The sequence below is a fragment of the Glycomyces sp. NPDC047010 genome, from assembly GCF_040644205.1.
Classification (GTDB): domain Bacteria; phylum Actinomycetota; class Actinomycetes; order Mycobacteriales; family Micromonosporaceae; genus Glycomyces.
This window is the reverse complement of the sequence record NZ_JBEYVY010000002.1, coordinates 144,658-161,978: the sequence shown is the minus strand read 5'-3', so window position 1 is coordinate 161,978 and position 17,321 is coordinate 144,658. Positions and strand designations below refer to the sequence as shown.

Below are 17,321 nucleotides of genomic sequence, written 5' to 3'. Positions count from 1 at the left end.
GCCCGCCTAACGCTCCCAGGGGAACCCATGGCCGCAGAGCAGACCGCCGCCGACACGCCCGAGACCGCCTCCCTCGACGGCGGCACCTACGAGGTCCTCTCCACCCGCCTCGCCGGGTACGCCGCCGAGCTCGCCGACCGGGCCGAGGCCCTCAACGCCGCCCGCACCGGCGCGTTCGGCTCCACCGAGCTCACCCTCCTGGGCACCACCCGCATCCGCACCGCCAACAACTGCGTGCCCCGCGACATCGCCCGCGTCGGGAACCGCCTCCTCTTCGGCTACAACGTCCACATGGGACTCAAGTCGCAGACCGGCGTCGCCGACGTGTTCGCCCTCCACGACTTCCGGCGTGAGAACGGGAACTTCGCGTTCACCGACGTCGCCGAGCCCGGCCACCTCCTCGACGAGCCGAAGTTCACCGCCGACTTCACCGAGATCTACCGGTACTACCGCTCCGCCGAGCTCCTCCAGGTCCGCGAGGTCGACACCCGCCTCCTCGCCGTCTTCAAGATCGGCGAGCAGCTCGCCGACCAGCGCGTCCTGCGCTGGCAGCTGCGCCCCGACGGCGGCGCCGACTACATCGACGCGCGCGGCGAGGCCGACGCCGTCTGGCCCGACCCGTACGACTTCGAGTGGACCGAGACCACCCGCGAGCACCACGTCACGGGCCGCTTCCCGCACGTGTCCATCGAGGACGAGATCTTCGTGGAGTGCATCAACGGCGACCTCACCGTCAAGATCGAGGACAACACCGACTCCGGCGAGGGCGTCTACTCCGAGCCCGTCGCCGAACCCCTCCAGTCCCTCGCCGACGCCGAGATCGCCTACGCGCGCATCGGCCCCTTGATCCTGCTGCGCATCCTCCCGTACAAGGAGACCGCCGCCCGGCACCTCATCTACAACACCCGCACCGCCACCGTAGTGCGCGCCGACGCGATCGGCGCCGCGTGCCGGCGCCTGCCCGAGGACCACGGCCTGATCTTCCCTGGCGGCTACTACCTCAACGAGGGCCGCCTCAAGACCTTCGAGCACGACTCGGCCGGCCTGCGGTTCAAGAAGGTCATCCGCTCGCCCAACGGCGAGGACGTCCTCTACGTCTTCTACGACCAGGCCGAGGGCCGCTCGCTCCTGCTGCCGTACAACGTGATCCGCAAGGAGGTCGCGGCGCCGATGAGCGTCCACGGCTACGCGGTGTTCGACGACGGCACCCTGGTCGCGTTCCGCGCCAGCGGCGACGAGGCCACCCGCGTCCACCCCATGCAGGTGTGGTCCACCCCGTTCTGCTCCGAAGCCCATGCGGCCGAGACGGAGTCGGGCGACACCCCGATCCACCGCATCGGCAACGCCGAGGCCGTCCGCGCCGTTTCCGACTCGCTGTCGGTGGCGCGCATGGTCCGCGAGATGGAGCCCGCGCAGGCCGTGTTCGAGGCGCTCATCGCCGCGGCCGTGCGCTGCCTGGACGACTACCCGTGGCTCGGCGACGAGGGCCTCCACGGCCTGGACGCCAGCCTGCGCCAGGTCAGGGACACCGCCGAAGCGGTCCTGGACGAGTACGCGACGGTCGCCGAGCTCACCGCCGAGGCGGAGAAGGCCCTCGACACCGCCCGCACCGAGACCGTCAAGCTCCTGCGCCGCGCCCGCGGCGAGACCCCCAAGAGCGCCGAGGAATGGGTCGGGCTCCTCACCGAGCTGCGCGGCGCCGCAGGGCATCTCGTGACGCTCCGCGAGGTCCGCTACATCGACCTCGCCGGGATCGACGCGCTCAGCGCCGACACCGCCGAGTCCCTCGCCACGACCGGCCGCCGCGCCGTCGCGTTCCTCGAACGGGACGACGCGTTCACCGCCTACCACGAGCAGATCGCGGACCTGGAGCGCAAAGCCGAGGCCATCGAGACGGTGGCCGAGGCGAACCCGGTCCTCGACGACCTCGACGCCCGCCAGAAGGGCCTCGAAACGCTCACCGAGGTCGTCGCGAACCTCGACATCGGCGACGCCGTCGTGCGCACCGCGATCCTCGGGCGCGTCTCCGAAGTGCTCGCCGCCGTCAACCGCGCCCGCGCCGCGCTCGCCGCGCGCCGCCGCGAACTCGCCGTGGGCGAGGGCCGCGCGGAGTTCGCCGCAGAGTTCGCGCTCCTCGGGCAGTCCGTGACCGCCGCGATCAGCGCCGCCGACACGCCCGCCGCGTGCGACGAGCAGCTGGGGCGCCTGCTGCTCACCATCGAGAACCTCGAAACGCGCTTCGCGGACTTCGACGAGTTCCTGACGAGGCTGGCGGACAAGCGGACCGACGTCTACGAGGCGTTCTCCTCCCGCAAGCAGCACCTCCTGGACGAGTCCGCCCGCCGCGCCGAGCAGCTCGCCGCCTCCGCGGACCGCATCCTCGACGCCGTCGCCCGCCGCACCCTCACACTGTCCTCACTGGACGAGGTGAACACGTACTTCGCGACCGACCCGATGGTCGAGCGCCTGCGCAAGGTCATCGCGGAGCTGCGCGGCCTGGACGACACCGTGCGCGCCGAGGAGATCGAGGGCCGCATCGCCGCCGCCCGCGCCGAGGCCGGCCGGGCCCTCACCGACCGCATCGACCTGTTCGACGGCGACGCCGTCAAGTTCGGCGAGCACCGCATCCCCGTCAACACTCAGCCCCTGGACCTGACGCTGGTGCCCACGGGCGACGCGCTCGCGTTCTCGCTCACCGGCACCGACTACCGGCATGTGGTGGACGACCCCGGCTTCGCGGACACGAAGCCCTACTGGTCGCAGTTCCTCCCCTCGGAGAACGCCGGCGTGTACCGCTCCGAGCACCTGGCCGCGGCCCTCCTCGCCGAGCACGGCGCCGCCGCGCTCCTGAACGAGCCCGACCTCCCGAAGTTCGTCGCCGCCGCCGCGGCCGAACGCTACGACGAGGGCTACGAGCGCGGCGTCCACGACGCCGACGCCGCCGCGATCCTCGCCGAAGTCCTCCGCCTCCACGGCGGCGCCGGACTCCTGCGCTACCCCGCCGCGGAACGGGCGCTCGCCCGCCTGTTCTGGCACGCACCGAAAGACCGGGCGCCGCAGGCGGAGGGAGTCCGGCTCGCCGACCCCCAAGCGCGACAGACGGCCTGGGCCGCCCAGGCCCGGTCGCTCGCCCGCGCCCGCGACGCCTTCGGTCGCGCCGACGTCATGGACGGCCTCATCGCCGAACTCGAAGCCGCGCTCACCGGGTTCCTCGCCGCGGCCGGGCTCGCCGCCCGCCCGCGGTCCCCGTTCGCCCCCGACCCGCACCTCGCCGCCGAGTACCTCGCCGAGCAGCTCGCCTCCGGCACCGCGTTCGCCGCCTCCGGCCGCGCCCGCGCGCTCCTCGCCGCCTTCGAGAACCACGTCGGCCCGTCCGCCTGGACGGCCCTCGCCACCGACCTCGCCGACCTCGGCGACCTCGGCCTCGCCTGGGACCTGGCCTGGAACTGGCTCGACGCGTTCACCGCCCAGGCCGACGGCGACCGCTTCGACCCCGCCGACCTCCCCGAGGCCCTCGCGCTGCTCGTCGCCCCCGGCGACGCCGCGGACCTCGACGCCGAACTGGAGGCCCGCGTCCCCGGGCTCCTGGGCACCCACGCGCGCATCGAGAACCGCGTCCTGCCCGTCCGGCTCGACGAGTTCCTGGCCCGCACGGGCGCGTTCCGCCGCACCGTCCTCCCCGGCTACCGCGCCTACCAGCGCCGCCGCGCCGACCTCATCGAGACGCACCGGTCCACGCTCCGCATCGAGGAGTTCAAGCCCAAGACGATGGCCGGGTTCGTGCGCAACCAGCTCATCGACGACGTGTACCTGCCGCTCATCGGCGCGAACCTCGCCAAGCAGATCGGCGCCGGGTCGGGCGAGGGCCGCCGCACTGACCAGTCGGGGATGCTCATGCTCATCTCCCCGCCCGGGTACGGCAAGACGACCCTCATGGAGTACGTCGCCGACCGGCTCGGGATGCTCCTCGTCAAGGTCAACGGGCCCGCGCTCGGCCACGAGACGACCTCCGTCGACCCGGCCGACGCGCCGAACGCGACCGCCCGCGCCGAGGTCCAGAAGATCAACTTCGCGCTCGAATGCGGCTCGAACGTCCTGCTGTACCTCGACGACATCCAGCACACCAACCCCGAACTGCTCCAGAAGTTCATCTCCCTGTGCGACGCGCAGCGGAAGATGGAGGGCGTCTGGAACGGCCGCACCCGCACGTACGACCTGCGCGGCAAGCGGTTCGCCGTGTGCATGGCCGGCAACCCGTACACCGAGGCCGGGCAGCGGTTCCGCATCCCCGACATGCTCGCCAACCGCGCCGACGTGTGGAACCTCGGCGACGTCCTCTCCGGACGCGACCGGGTCTTCGCCCAGTCGTACATCGAGAACGCCCTCACCTCCAACAAGGTCACCGCCCCGCTCGCCGGGCGCGCCCGCGCCGACGTGCAGGTCCTCATCCGCCTCGCCCAGGGCGACCCGACCGCCGCCCCGGACGCGCTCGCGCACCCGTACTCGGCGGGCGAACTCGACCAGGTCCTGTCCGTGCTGCGCAAGCTCCTGCGCATCCAGGAGACCGTGCTGCGCAACAACCTCGCGTACATCGCGTCCGCCGCCACCGACTCCGCGGCGCGCACCGAGCCGCCGTTCCTGCTCCAGGGCTCGTACCGGAACATGAACCGGCTCGCCGAACGCGTCGTCCCGGTCATGAACGACGACGAGCTGGAAGCGGTCATCGACGACCACTACGCGGGCGAGGCGCAGACGCTCGCGTCCGGCGCGGAGGCGAATCTGCTCAAACTCGCGGAACTGCGGGGGCGCCTCGGGGCCGAACGCGAGGCCCGGTGGGAGGCCGTCAAGGACGCGTTCCGGAGGGAGCAGACCCTCGGCGGTTCGAGCGACGATCCAATGTCGAGGGCCGTCGGGGCCATCACGCTGCTGTCGGACCGCGTCGCCGGAATCGAGAGCGCGCTCCAGCAAAGGAACGGCGTCCGCGGCGAATAAAGGCTCGCCGCTGGGCCGCGCCGACCCGGACACCCGGTACGCTTTTCAACAAAAGCTTGGCGCGTAGCCCGCAGTGCCCCTGCCAGCCGCAGACGAACGAAATAAGGGAGGTCCCCGTGCCGACGAAGACGGGAGATAAGGTCCGGATCATCGTCTTGGGCACCGGCCCCGACGCCGACACCGCCCGCGCGATCGCCGAGTCCGACGCCGATGTCGCGCTCGCCAAACAGTTCACCAAGACCGTGACCCACCTGGTCGCCGACGACACCGTCAAGGCGACTGAAGCGCGCGTGAAGAAGGCCGAGGAGGCCGGGATCCCGGTCCTCACCGTCGCCGAGTTCCGCGCGCTCCTCACCGCCGGCGCCGAAGACGAGACCGAAGAGGTCGCGGAGGCCGAGACCGAAGCCGAGGCGCCCGCCGCGGTCGAGGACGAGGCCCCCGACGCCGGCCCGGAGGTCGTCGACGAGCCCGCGCCCGTCGCCGCGGAGACCGAACCCGAGCCCGTCGCCGAAGCCGAGCCCGAGCCCGTGACCGCACCCGCCGCCGAACCGGTCGAGGAGCTGGAGCCGGTCGCCGAGGCCGAGAAGCCCTCGGAGGCGGCGCCGACCGACACCGTCGACACCGCGGCCGACACCGAAGAGGCCGACAAGACCGAGTCCGGCACGCCGGTCGCCGAGGCGATCGACGAGCCGGAGGCGGCCGCGGCCGACCCGGAGAAGGCCGTCCCGTCCCAGGCGGAGGCGCCCGCCATCGAGTCCGACGAGGCCGAGAAGGCCAAGCCGGGCCTCCTCGCCAAGATCAAGTCGATCTTCGGCCTCACCGGCGCCCGCAAGTAGCGCCCGGAACCCGAAAGCCCCGAGCCCGCCGGGCTCGGGGCTTTTCTGTGGTTCGCTAAGGGCGAACGCGTTGGATCCCGTCGCGAAAACTTGAGCCGGATAGACTCAACTCGGCACCCGACGAGAGGAAGGCACACCGCAGTGGACGTCAACCGCCTGACCACCAAGAGCCGCGAAGTGATCTCCCAGGCCGCGCGCACCGCCGCCGCGAACGGCAACCCCGCCGTGGAACCCTGGCACGTCCTCGACGCGCTCCTCACCGTCGACGGATCCACCGCCCCCGGCCTCCTCCAGCTCGTCGGCGTCACCCCCGGCACCGTCTCGGCCGAGACCGAGCGGCGCATCGACGAGCTCCCGTCCGCGTCCGGGCCCTCGGTCTCCGAGCCGTCCATGGCCCGGGACGCCCTGCGCGCCATCAACGCCGCCGACAAGATCGCCACCGACTACGGCGACGAGTACGTCTCCACCGAGCACCTCCTCGCGGGCCTCGCCCAGGCCGGCGGCGAGACCGGCCGCCACCTCGCCGAGCTCGGCGCCACCGACAAGAAGCTCATCAGCGCGTTCCCCACGCTCCGCGGCGGCGACCGCAAGATCTCCTCCTCCGACCCCGAGCAGGGCTACAAGGCCCTGGAGAAGTACGGCGTCGACCTCACCGAGACCGCCCGCTCCGGCAAAGTGGACCCCGTCATCGGCCGCGACACCGAGATCCGCCGCGTCATCCAGGTCCTCTCCCGCCGCACCAAGAACAACCCGGTGCTTATCGGCGAGCCCGGCGTCGGCAAGACCGCGATCGTCGAGGGCCTCGCCCAGCGCATCGTCGCCGGGGACGTCCCCGAGTCGCTGCGCGACCGCCGCGTCATCCTCCTCGACCTCGCCAGCATGATCGCCGGGGCCCAGTACCGCGGCCAGTTCGAGGAGCGGTTCAAGTCCGTCATGGAGGAGATCAAGTCCTCCGACGGCGAGATCATCCCGTTCATCGACGAGCTCCACACCATGGTCGGCGCCGGGAAGTCCGAGGGCTCCCTCGACGCCGGGAACATGCTCAAGCCCGCCCTCGCCCGCGGCGAGCTCCACATGATCGGCGCCACCACCCTCAACGAGTACCGCGAGCACATCGAGAAGGACGCCGCCCTCGAACGCCGCTTCCAGCAGGTCTACGTCGGCGAACCCACCATCGAGGACACCGTCGCGATCCTCCGCGGCCTCAAGGAGCGCTACGAGGTCCACCACGGCGTCCGCATCACCGACTCCGCCCTGGTCGCCGCCGCCCAGCTCTCCGCCCGGTACATCCAGGACCGCCAGCTCCCCGACAAGGCCATCGACCTCGTCGACGAGGCCGCGTCCCGCCTGCGCATCGAGATCGACTCGCGCCCCGAGGAGATCGACCAGGTCGAGCGCGCCGTCCGCCGCCTGGAGATCGAGGAGACCGCCCTCCAGAACGAGACCGACGACCCGGCCTCCGCCGAGCGCCTCGCGTCCCTCCAGCGCGAACTCGCCGACGACCGCGAGAAGCTCGCCGCGCTCTCCCGCCAGTGGGAGTCTGAGAAGGGCCGCATCGGCAAGGTCTCCGAGCTGAAAGAGGAGCTCGACGACCTCAAGACCCAGGCCGAGCGCGCCGAGCGCGAGTACGACCTGGAAAAGGCCGCGCAGCTGCGCTACGGGCGCATCCCCGAACTGGAGCAGCAGCTCCACGACGCCGAGTCCGAGCTCGCCACCGCCGACACCGACCCCGCCCACCAGCCGATGCTGAAGGAGGAGATCGACGCCGACGAGATCGCCGACGTCGTCTCCACCTGGACCGGCATCCCCGCCGGGCGCCTCCAGGAGTCCGAGGCCCACAAGCTCCTCCACGCCGAGGAGGTCCTCGGCGAGCGCGTCGTGGGCCAGCTCGAAGCGGTCACCGTCGTCGCCGACGCGCTCCGCCGCGCCCGCGCCGGCCTCTCCGACCCCAACCGGCCCACCGGCTCGTTCATCTTCGCGGGCCCCACGGGCGTCGGCAAGACCGAGCTCGCGAAGGCCCTCGCCGAGTTCATGTTCGACGACGACCGCGCCATGATCCGCATCGACATGGGCGAGTACACCGAGCAGCACTCCGTCGCCCGCCTCATCGGCGCCCCGCCCGGGTACGTCGGGTACGAGGAGGGCGGCCAGCTCACCGAGCCCGTCCGCCGCCGCCCCTACTCGGTCGTGCTCCTCGACGAGGTCGAGAAGGCCCACCCGCGCGTCTTCGACACGCTCCTCCAGGTCCTCGACGACGGCCGCCTCACCGACGGCCAGGGCCGCACCGTCGACTTCCGCAACGTCATCCTCATCATGACCTCCAACCTCGGCTCCTCGGCCCTGGTCGACCCGCTGCTGGAGGACAACGCCAAGCGCGACCAGGTCCTCGCGGCCATCCGCACCCACTTCAAGCCCGAGTTCCTCAACCGCCTCGACGACATCGTCATCTTCCACGCGCTCGAACACGAGCACCTCAAGTCGATCGTCACGGTCCAGCTCGGCCACCTGGAGCGCCGCATGGAGGCCCGCCGCCTGCGCCTCGACGTCAACGACGCCGCCAAGTCCTGGCTCGCCGACCGCGGCTTCGACCCCGTCTACGGCGCCCGCCCGCTGCGCCGCCTCATCCAGACCTCCATCGGCGACCCCCTCTCCCGCGAACTCCTCGAAGGCAAGATCACCGACGGCGACACCGTCAAAGTCGCCACCTCCGACCTGGGTGACAAGCTCACGGTCACCAAGGGCTGAGCCACGACGGCGCCCCGGGATGGCACCGCCGTCCCGGGGCGCTGTCGTACCCGCCGGGCACTATCGAAGCCGGGGGCGCCTCCGAACGCCCGATTTGCGAAGAACCGCCGCGACCCGCCCGACTCCCCATCCGGGCGCGCCGTCCCGCGATCCGGTCACTGAGCGTGGTCGCGGGGCGGAAGCGTTCCTACCATTGGCCCGGTGACCGGAACCCCGACGCGCCTGCGGCGCGCCCGCCTCGACTGGCTCGACCTCGCCGTCCTCGGCGTGTTCGGGGCCGGGCTGGTGTGCTGGGCGAGCGGGGCGCTGCCGAACGGCGACGCGCTCGCGAGCCTCGCCCGCGTCGCGCCGCTCGTGCTGTTCCTCGGCACCGTCATGGCCATGGTCGCGATCGTCCAGGCGTCGCAGCTCTTCGACGCCGCCGCCCGCGGCCTCGCCCGCTTCGCGCGCGGCAGCCACGCGGCGCTGTTCGCGTGCTGCGTCCTCCTCGCGTCCGCGACCACGGTCTTCCTCAACCTCGACACCACGATCGTGCTGCTCACCCCCGTCATGCTCGCGCTCGCCGCCGCCACCCGCGCCCCGGCCCTCGCGCTCGCCATGACCACCGTCTGGCTCGCCAACACCGCGAGCCTCCTCCTGCCCGTCTCGAACCTGACGAACCTCCTCGCCGCCGACCGCATCGGCCTCGACCCCCTCGCGTTCGCCGCCCGCATGTGGGCCCCGCAGCTCGCGGTCATCGCCGTCACGGCCCTCTGCCTCTGGCTCGGCTACTGGCGCCGCCGCCACCGCGAGCACGACCGGTACGCCGTCCCCGCCGAGCCCCTCCCCATCGCCGACCGCCGCCTGTTCTGGACGGCCGCAGCGGTGTGCGCGGGCTTCGTCCTCGCCGTCGTCGCCGAACTCCCCATCGCCCTCGTCTCCACCGCCGCCGCGGCCGTGCTCCTCGCGTACTGCCTGCGCCGCCGCCGCGACCTGCTCTCCTGGGAACTCATTCCGTGGCGCCTGCTGGTCCTCACGGCCGGGCTGTTCCTCGTCGTCCCCACCCTGATGCTCCACGGCGGCGACGCCCTCGTCTCGGCCCTCGCGGGCACCGGCGACGGCGACGCGGGCGCCCTCCGCGCCGGGTTCACCGGCGCGGTCCTGGCGAACCTCGTCAACAACCTGCCCGCCTACGCCGCCGTCGAATCGGTGATCCCGCAGGGGAACCCCGACGCCCTGCTCGCGGTGCTCATCGGCACGAACACCGGGCCGCTGGTCCTCCCGTGGGCGTCCATGGCGACGCTCCTGTGGTTCGACCTGGTCACCGGCCGCCGCCCCGGCGTCCCCGAGGACCAGCGCATCCGCGTCCCCCTCAAGCGGTTCGCGGCCACCGGCGCCGTCCTCGCGGTCGCCGCCACGGCCGCTGGGCTCGCCGCGCTCATCTGGCTCTGAACACGGGCAGGACCCGAAAGCAATACCACTATGGAATGAAAGTTCGCGATTCGGCCGAATACCGCAGCATCATTGGTCATAGTGCATCCATGGCATTCACCGGTCCCTCGGGCGCCACACCACGCCTGTCCCGCCGCGCCCTCCTCACCGGCGCCCTGCTCGCCGGGGCCGTCGGCCTCGCGCCCGCCCGGCCCGCACGCGCGGCCGAGACGCCGCAGATCCGCGCCGCCGCCGCCGGCTGGACCGGCCGCGGCGGCGAACTGCTCGTGCTCACCGCCGACGCCCTCGACACCGGGTACGCCCTGCGCATCCTCGAACCGGGGGAGGCCGCCGAGCCCGGCGCCGACGTCACCGGCGTCCTCGGCCCGCCGCTGCCGCTGCCCCTCCCGGACGACTTCACGCCCCACTCCATGGCAGCCACCGGCGCGGTCCTGTGGCTCACCGGCGCAAGGGAGACCGCGCCCGGCCGCGTCCGCCCCGCGCTCCTGCGCATCGAGGACGCCGACAGCGGCTACGCCGACCTGCCCGTCCCGAAGGACATCGGCGCCGGGCTCGCCACCGCCATCGCCCCCATGGGCGAGCACGGCATCGCCGTCGCCATCGAAGGCGGCCCCGACGAGCACCTGACCGCGCTCTCCCGCAGCCGCCTCGCCGTCACCGCCGACGGCGGGAGCACCTGGGCCGCAGGCGTCCTCGCCGACGGCCTCGGCGAGGGCTACGGCACCGTCCTCGCCGAGACCGACCGTGGCGTCTTCGCGGCCGTCGCCGACGGGGACGGCACCCAGACCGCCGCCACCGCGCGCCTCGCCGAGGCGGGGACGCCGCAACTGGTCCTCACCCCCGCCGGGACCTACCCCGGCGCTGGCCGCCCCATGGCCGCCGTCGCCGCCGACGCCCACGTCAGCCTCTTCTCCGACCGGGACGGCGCGGTCACCGAGACCCGCTTCACCGACGACGAGCGCACGGAGACCGCCGTCGGCCCCGCCGCCGACTGCGCCTGCCGCGGCGAGATCCTCGCCGTCCCCGGCCGCCGCGGCCTGTGGCTGGAGACCGACGGCACGACCATCCACATCAGAGGAATCAGGTAGCGACGAGGAGGAACCCGTGACATTCCCCAGCAGCTCCAAGGCGTTCGCGCGCTCGGCCTGCGAACTCCCCGACATCACGCGCGACTGGCTCTACGACACGGCGTGGAAGATGCGCTACCGCACCGCGTTCAGCGAGAGCGGATTCGGCGTCCACCCCAACGTCACCTCGTTCACCATGCACCAGGAGACCCACACGCAGGCCGGGAAGGTCATGCGCGACCTCAACGCCCTCGGCGCGACGTACGCCCGCAGCGAGGGCCCCTGGCCGTACGGGTGGACCGGCATCGCCGGGACGAAGGTCTGCAAGCCCGGGTACCACCGCTACGGCGCCGCCATCGACTTCACCAGGTTCGACTGGGGCTCGGGGCATTACGTCGACACCGCCGTCCACGGCAAGGAGAAGCGCCGCTACCTGCGCCGCCGCTACCTGGCCGTGATCGCCGTGTGCCGCAAGCACTTCGGCACGGTCCTCCACTGCTACAACGACCCCGACGGCTCCCACTGGAACCACATCCACGCCGACCGCGGCCGCAAGGCCGTCGCCGCCGACTGGGGCTACCAGACCGACACCACGATCATCCAATGGGCGGCAAGGGACCTCGCGGGCATCACCGACATGGCGATCGACGGCGACTTCGGCCCGCAGACCAAGCAGGGCCTCGCGACCCTCCGCAAGCGCTTCGGCGCGGAGAAGGTCGACCCGACCGCGTCGTCCGCCAACTTCCTCGCCTGGCTCGACCTCATCAGCCGCCACGGCATGGCCGACAAGGACGCCGGAGCGTACAAGTCCGGATGACGAAGGAGGACAACATGACCCGCCGCGACACGTCCCGCCGGTCCACGCCACGGCGCACCGGGCTCCTCGCCGCCGCCGGGGCCCTCGCCGCGGCCCTCCTCGCGACCGCCTGCGACGCCGACTCGGTCACCGGCCGCAGCGTCGCCGCCGACGCCGGCGTCTTCTACGGCCTCGGCGACGACCACCAGCTGTACCGCTGGGACGTCGGCTCCGACGAGGCCGAGCCCGTGCTCGACCTCAGCGGCGCCTGGGACGCCGAGGGCGACGTCGGCACCGTCCTCCGCGCGTCCCTGAGCATCGACCCGCGCCAGCGCACCGCCGCCTGGATCGAAGGCGGCGGCCCCGACGCCGTCCTCCGCTTCGGCGACCTCGACTCCGGCGCGATCACCACGGCCGCAACGTATCCGCTGGACCACGCCTGCATCGACCCGACCTGGCTCCCCGACGGCTCCGCGCTCCTCGTCCACCGCGCCGCCGTCTGGGGCGCCGCGACGGCGGAAGGCGACGCGACCCCGCTCCCGGTCGAGGCGTGGGGCGACACCGAGTGGTACTCGCCGGACGCCGGACAGCTGCCGACCACAGTGGAACTCGCCGAGGAGGGCTGCCGCCTGCGCTGGTACACCGCCGAGGACGGCTCCGCCCAGGCGATCTACCACGACCTCCAGCTCACCGAGTTCTACCGCATCGACACCGACGGCACCGTCCTCGACACCGTGAACATCCCCGGCCTCACCGGCACCGAGCCGCTCACCATCGGCCTGGTCGGCACCGACCCGGCGGGCCGGTACGCGTGTGTCGTCGACGGGTACGGCCCGTACGGGGCCTTCAAGGGCGGCTTCACGATCCGCGCCGAGGCGGGGACGCGCGTCGTGGACCTCGAAACGGGGGAGGCGGTCGGCTCCGAGGAGCCGTCCTCGTGCACCTCGCTCCACGACGGCGGGTACGTCTCGCGCGACGGCGCGACGGCCGCGTTCATCGGGTACGACGGGACCGCGAAGTGGTCGGCGGAGCTGCCGGGCGCGGTCAAGGAGTCGCCGGTCCTGTACTTCTACCCGAACGGCGAGGAGTAGCGCGGCATAGAATGCACCGGTGAACCGCGTCCTGGGCATCCGCCGCCACCCGCTCAAGTCCGCCGCCGCCGAGCACGTCGATCAGACCCGCATCGGCAAGCACGGCCTCGACGGCGACCGCACCTGGGTCTGCGTCGACGCCGACGGGACCATCGGCAGCGCCAAGCAGCCGCGCCTGTGGGGCGCGCTCCTCGACGTGGACGCGGTCTTCGACCCGGACGGCGAGGACGTCCTGGTCACCGCCCCGAACGGCCTGAGCGGCACCGCGGGCACCCCCGAGGCCGACGCCGCGGTCTCCGAGTGGCTCGGGCGGCCCGTCCGCCTCACCCGCACCGCGTCGCAGCGGCTCAAGCGCCACCACTGGTGGCCCGACGAGCCCGGCATGATCCCCGAGTGGGCCGCCGACGCCGTGCCCGGCGGCGACGCGATCGTCGACGTCCGCCACGACGCCGCGGACGGCCGCTTCTTCGACTTCGGCCCCCTCCACCTCGTCACCACCGGCGCCCTCGACCGCCTCAGCGCCGAGCACGGCACCGCCGTCGACCCGGTCCGCTTCCGCCCCAACCTGGTCCTGGACCTCCCCGACGACCCCGAGCCGGGGCGGCGCCTCACCATCGGCGAGGTCTCGGTCGAGGTCCTGGTGCCCACTCCGCGCTGCGTCATCCCGTCGATCACGCACCGCGGCAACCCGAACGACCCCGCGCTGCTGAAGACCCTTGCGAAGCACCACCGCCGCGACGTCCCGGACTTCGGCCGCGCCACGTGCTTCGGCTTCTACGCCGAGATCCTCAACGAGGGCGTGGTGCGCGTGGGGGACGAAGTCGTTCCGGCGTAAGCGGAACGGCCGGGCGCGATGGCGCCCGGCCGTGATTCCCTCCGCTAGTTGTACGCGGTGGTGTAGTACCTGACCTTGTAGAACTCGGCGCCGGAGCGCGTCCGGTCGGCGGACTGCGAGAACACGATGGTGGGGCTGCCCCAGGTGCGGGAGCCGGTGTTGTCGGCGCGCATGTAGAAGTACTCGCCGGTCTTCATCTTCACGTACGCCTTGATGCGCGTCGTGGTGTGCAGGGTGGTCTTGGCGAGGCTCGACTTGTTGATCGAGTAGACGCCGTACGAGTCCGAGACCTGGAGGAGCGACGAGTTCGAGAAGTCCGCCTGGAGGTCGTGGCCGAGCCCGGAGAGGGCGACCTTCTTGCTGGACTTGGCGAGCCGCACGTTCCGGTACGTCCCGGAGACCGTGTACGCCTGCACGACCTTGTCGCCGGCGGCCCAGAGGAGGTTGTTGTTGGGGTCCCAGATGACGCCGTGCGCGCCGGCGAGGGACACCGTCTGGACCTTCGCGAGGGTGGAGGGGTCCGAGATCTTGGTGGGCCCGTAGACGGTGAGGAACCCGTCGGATGAAGCCGAGACGAAGGCCCCGATGTTGGGGATGCGCTCCAGCGCATGGGGATTGCCGCCCGGCGTGGCGCTCCAGAGCACGTCGTTCAGCTCTTGGTCCTTCTCGGTGGTGATGTTCCAGATCCCGACCTTGCCGCCCGAGGCGGCGGCGAGCCCGATGGCGCCGAACTGGGCCGTGTCGCGGATGCGGCAGTCGGAGAGGTTCGACCACCCGCCGGTGCCGGGGCTCCACGACTTGTACCGGTTGGCGTCGCTGAACGACTTGTTCTTGTCGAAGACCATGACCTTGTTCTGGACCTGCTCGGTCGCCATGATCTTGAAGTTGGCCGTGTCCGCCGCCGCGATCCCGGCGCCGACGGCCCCGGCGGTCGCCAGGGGCGCGCCGATCGCGAGCGCCCGCAGCAAGTTGCGTCTCTTCACGAGGAACTCCTAGGGGGTAGGGAGCGTCCGTGCCCGATCCGGGCCCCGGACCGAACCCAGTGTGCCGCATGCCGACCAATCACGACACACCGACACATCTCCACCCACGCAATGGCACCGCGCCACTACACTTCGGCCATGAACCCCCTCCAGCGCCTCCTCCTCGGCCCCGGCCGCCTCCCCGACGGCCTCGCCGCGTCCCTCCGCGCTGAAGGCATGGTCATCCTCGTCGAAGGCGCCGTCGGCACCGTCACCCACCGCCACCTGAGGGCCCCGGGCCGCCGCGCCAACTGGAAGAAGACCCTCGTCACGGCCTCGATAGCGGTGAGCACCAAACGCTTCGTAGTGAACGTCCGCCGCTACAAGCACATAGACGTCCCCATCCCCGAAATGCCCCACTACAAAGTAGTGGCCACCAACCCCGAACCCGACCTCCTCAAAGTCGAATACGACCTCTCCGTAACCCACCCCACCTGGCAGGGCCACGTAGAACTCAACCTCCACACAGAGGAAGCCCCCCGGATCACCAGGACCCTCAGCCAGTCCCAGCAATAGGCGTCAGGAGGAGAGCCGCGCCTTGAGGTTGTCGAGACTCTGCACCAGCGCGGCCAGGTCGCGGGCGACCGCCACCGCCCACGGCGGCACCGTCGCAACGAGCTGCTGCACTGCCGTGCCCGGGCCGTCTGCCCTGGGCCGGGCCGTCAACCGCGCCGCCAGGCCGTCGGTTCTCCCGCGGAGGCGCGCGAGCGTCGAGGCGATGACGACGCCGACGCCATCGACCGCGGATGCCAGCCCCGCGGCGGTGGCGCTGAGGGCGACCGCCGAATTGACGTTGTGGTCCATCAGCCAGCAGTAGGCGGCATGGGCTTCCCCGGTCCACTCGGGCATGTCGTGCTCAAGGAGGTCCTGGAGTTCCTGCGCGATCCGTTGGAGCTCTGCCGACATGTCGCGCCACGCTCTGACCTGTGCGGCGAAGACCTCCGGTTGCACCTGGAGCGCCGTCTCGACGTCGTGCAGGAGCGCTGGGCCGGCCGCCGAGCGGTCCCGTTCGGGAAGCGGCGAAGCTCCCGGTTCGGCGAGCGCCCCGACCGCCCAGGTCCGGACGTCCATCGACCTTGCGAGACCATCGATCTTGGCGTTCAGGTCCGGCTTGGCGCTGAAATCGACGCTCGGCGCGGACCGCCCCTTCGGCGCCCAATAGGAGGCGGCGGTGACCTGCGCCAGCGCCGGCGCACCTCGTCGTCCCTCGAACGCGCCCGCGGTGGCGCGCAGCCGCTGGGTCGCGATCGTGAAGTTGACGGTCAGGTACTCGACGATGCCGTCCTGGCGCTGCACCGGCTGCTCCAGGTTCGCGTGGAGCCACGCGAGCACCGGCCTGTCGGCGATGTCGCTGCGGTCGATCAGCGTGCTGGCGAACCGGACCGCCTCCAACCGGTATCGAAGCTCCTCGACACGGTCGGCGTGCCCGCGAATGGCCGCCGCGGCGGCCCGGTGGGCTTTCGTCATCGCCGATGCCGCCGGCCGGGCGCGACCGGGGAACCCGGCGGCCGGTGCCCGACGGAGTCGCCCCGCGGCCGCGCCGACGGGGTCACCGGCCTCCGAAGCCCGGGCGCCACCAGTACAGGCTCGTGAGGTCCTTCGGCCATTCCGTGATCTCCTCGTCCTGGGACGGGAAGCGGTCGATCGCCGGATCGACCGGCCTGAACCCGGGGTCCTTCGCCTCGTCGGGCCGGGGCGGCCGGACCCTGCCCCGGCGGCGTTCCGTTGACGCACCGATCTCGCGGAAGTTCCGCTGCGCCTCGATGAGGCTCGGCTTGTTGGCTCCGCCCCGGTATTCGGGCCAGCGCAGCTGCACCGGATCGTCCTGCCAGCCGCAGATGGGGCAGACCTCGTGGGCCCCTGTCGCCTCATGGACGATGAATCCGCAGCAGGGGCACGGGTAGCGCGGGGTCGAAAGCGGTTCCATCTAGACCTCGGTTCCGGGTTGTCGTCTGAAGTAGTCGGCAGGGTCGTCCGGGGTGAAATAGGTGATGATGCCCCGCGGACCGGATGCGCCGAATTCGCCGGTCGCCGGGTCGAAGAAGTATGCCACTTCGCCGTCCCGTTTGATCTGGACGCCGTCGCGCCTGCCGCCGTCGGTGCTCATCAGGTCGATGGCGGCTTCCCGGTACTCGATCTGGGACTCGAAGCCCATCTCCTCGCCGTGGTCCTGGTAGTGGTTGTCGAGGTTCTGCTGGCTCGCCCATTTGTCGGGATTCTTGGGCTCGGTCGTCGGAGTGGCCGGAGTCTCAGGCGGGTTGCCGGAGGTGCCGTCGCCGATCTCTCCGTCGTCGAGGCTCTTGTCGATCTCGGCTTTGGCGCCGCCCCAGTTGGTGACGGCGTTGGTGCCGCCGGGTGTCTTGACCTTGGGGGAGTCGGCGGGGTCGGTGCCGTTCGGGGTGATCGGGGTGGAGTCGTCCGGTCCTTTCGGGCCGCTGCCGCCGGGCTTGGCGAACGCGAGGCCGATGCCGAGGAGGAGGACGAACTTCAGGAATCTGCGCATCTG

At 71.9% G+C, this 17,321-nt stretch carries 13 protein-coding genes; 9 read left to right on the top strand and 4 right to left on the bottom strand.

Annotated elements, in window-relative coordinates; all coding sequences use genetic code 11:
* Window positions 1–27: 27 nt before the first annotated feature.
* The 8 genes from AB0A65_RS04230 (at window position 28) to AB0A65_RS04195 (ending at window position 13,793) form a co-directional block, all read left to right on the top strand.
* Window positions 28–4,992: a DNA repair ATPase gene (locus AB0A65_RS04230; protein WP_359946004.1), complete on the top strand. Its 4,965-nt coding sequence runs from the start codon at window positions 28–30 to the stop codon at window positions 4,990–4,992.
* Between the two features lie 116 nt (window positions 4,993–5,108).
* Window positions 5,109–5,828: a hypothetical protein gene (locus AB0A65_RS04225; RefSeq protein WP_359946001.1), complete on the top strand. Its 720-nt coding sequence runs from the start codon at window positions 5,109–5,111 to the stop codon at window positions 5,826–5,828.
* A gap of 141 nt (window positions 5,829–5,969) precedes the next feature.
* Window positions 5,970–8,573: an ATP-dependent chaperone ClpB gene (gene clpB, locus AB0A65_RS04220; protein ID WP_359945998.1), complete on the top strand. Its 2,604-nt coding sequence runs from the start codon at window positions 5,970–5,972 to the stop codon at window positions 8,571–8,573.
* A 201-nt stretch (window positions 8,574–8,774) separates the two neighbouring features.
* The gene (locus AB0A65_RS04215) at window positions 8,775–10,004 is read left to right on the top strand and encodes an SLC13 family permease (RefSeq protein WP_359945995.1); all 1,230 of its coding nucleotides are present in this window, start codon (window positions 8,775–8,777) and stop codon (window positions 10,002–10,004) included.
* A gap of 89 nt (window positions 10,005–10,093) precedes the next feature.
* A complete protein-coding gene (locus tag AB0A65_RS04210) occupies window positions 10,094–11,092 on the top strand; it encodes a hypothetical protein (RefSeq protein ID WP_359945992.1) in 999 nt (332 codons plus the stop codon).
* A gap of 16 nt (window positions 11,093–11,108) precedes the next feature.
* Entirely contained in the window at window positions 11,109–11,888 is a 780-nt protein-coding gene (locus AB0A65_RS04205; protein WP_359945989.1) for a hypothetical protein, read from the top strand.
* A 14-nt stretch (window positions 11,889–11,902) separates the two neighbouring features.
* Window positions 11,903–12,958 carry a hypothetical protein gene (locus AB0A65_RS04200; protein WP_359945986.1) on the top strand — a complete coding sequence of 352 codons (1,056 nt, stop codon included), beginning with the start codon at window positions 11,903–11,905 and terminating at the stop codon, window positions 12,956–12,958.
* 19 nt (window positions 12,959–12,977) lie between these two features.
* On the top strand, window positions 12,978–13,793 hold the full coding sequence (locus AB0A65_RS04195; RefSeq protein WP_359945983.1) for an MOSC domain-containing protein: 816 nt from the start codon (window positions 12,978–12,980) through the stop codon (window positions 13,791–13,793).
* 44 nt (window positions 13,794–13,837) lie between these two features.
* Here AB0A65_RS04195 and AB0A65_RS04190 read toward each other — a convergent pair whose 3' ends face one another.
* Window positions 13,838–14,776 carry a hypothetical protein gene (locus AB0A65_RS04190; RefSeq protein WP_359945980.1) on the bottom strand — a complete coding sequence of 313 codons (939 nt, stop codon included), beginning with the start codon at window positions 14,774–14,776 and terminating at the stop codon, window positions 13,838–13,840.
* 138 nt (window positions 14,777–14,914) lie between these two features.
* Here AB0A65_RS04190 and AB0A65_RS04185 point away from each other — a divergent pair, with 138 nt between their 5' ends.
* Window positions 14,915–15,331, top strand: a complete 417-nt coding sequence (locus AB0A65_RS04185; protein ID WP_359945978.1) for a hypothetical protein — start codon at window positions 14,915–14,917, stop codon at window positions 15,329–15,331.
* 3 nt (window positions 15,332–15,334) lie between these two features.
* Here AB0A65_RS04185 and AB0A65_RS04180 read toward each other — a convergent pair whose 3' ends face one another.
* The 3 genes from AB0A65_RS04180 to AB0A65_RS04170 all read right to left on the bottom strand — a co-directional run bounded on the left by AB0A65_RS04180 (window position 15,335) and on the right by AB0A65_RS04170 (window position 17,318).
* On the bottom strand, window positions 15,335–16,282 hold the full coding sequence (locus tag AB0A65_RS04180; protein ID WP_359945976.1) for a hypothetical protein: 948 nt from the start codon (window positions 16,280–16,282) through the stop codon (window positions 15,335–15,337).
* Between the two features lie 82 nt (window positions 16,283–16,364).
* Window positions 16,365–16,742: a CPCC family cysteine-rich protein gene (locus AB0A65_RS04175; RefSeq protein ID WP_359945973.1), complete on the bottom strand. Its 378-nt coding sequence runs from the start codon at window positions 16,740–16,742 to the stop codon at window positions 16,365–16,367.
* Window positions 16,743–17,318 carry a hypothetical protein gene (locus AB0A65_RS04170; RefSeq protein ID WP_359945970.1) on the bottom strand — a complete coding sequence of 192 codons (576 nt, stop codon included), beginning with the start codon at window positions 17,316–17,318 and terminating at the stop codon, window positions 16,743–16,745.
* Window positions 17,319–17,321 lie beyond the last annotated feature (3 nt).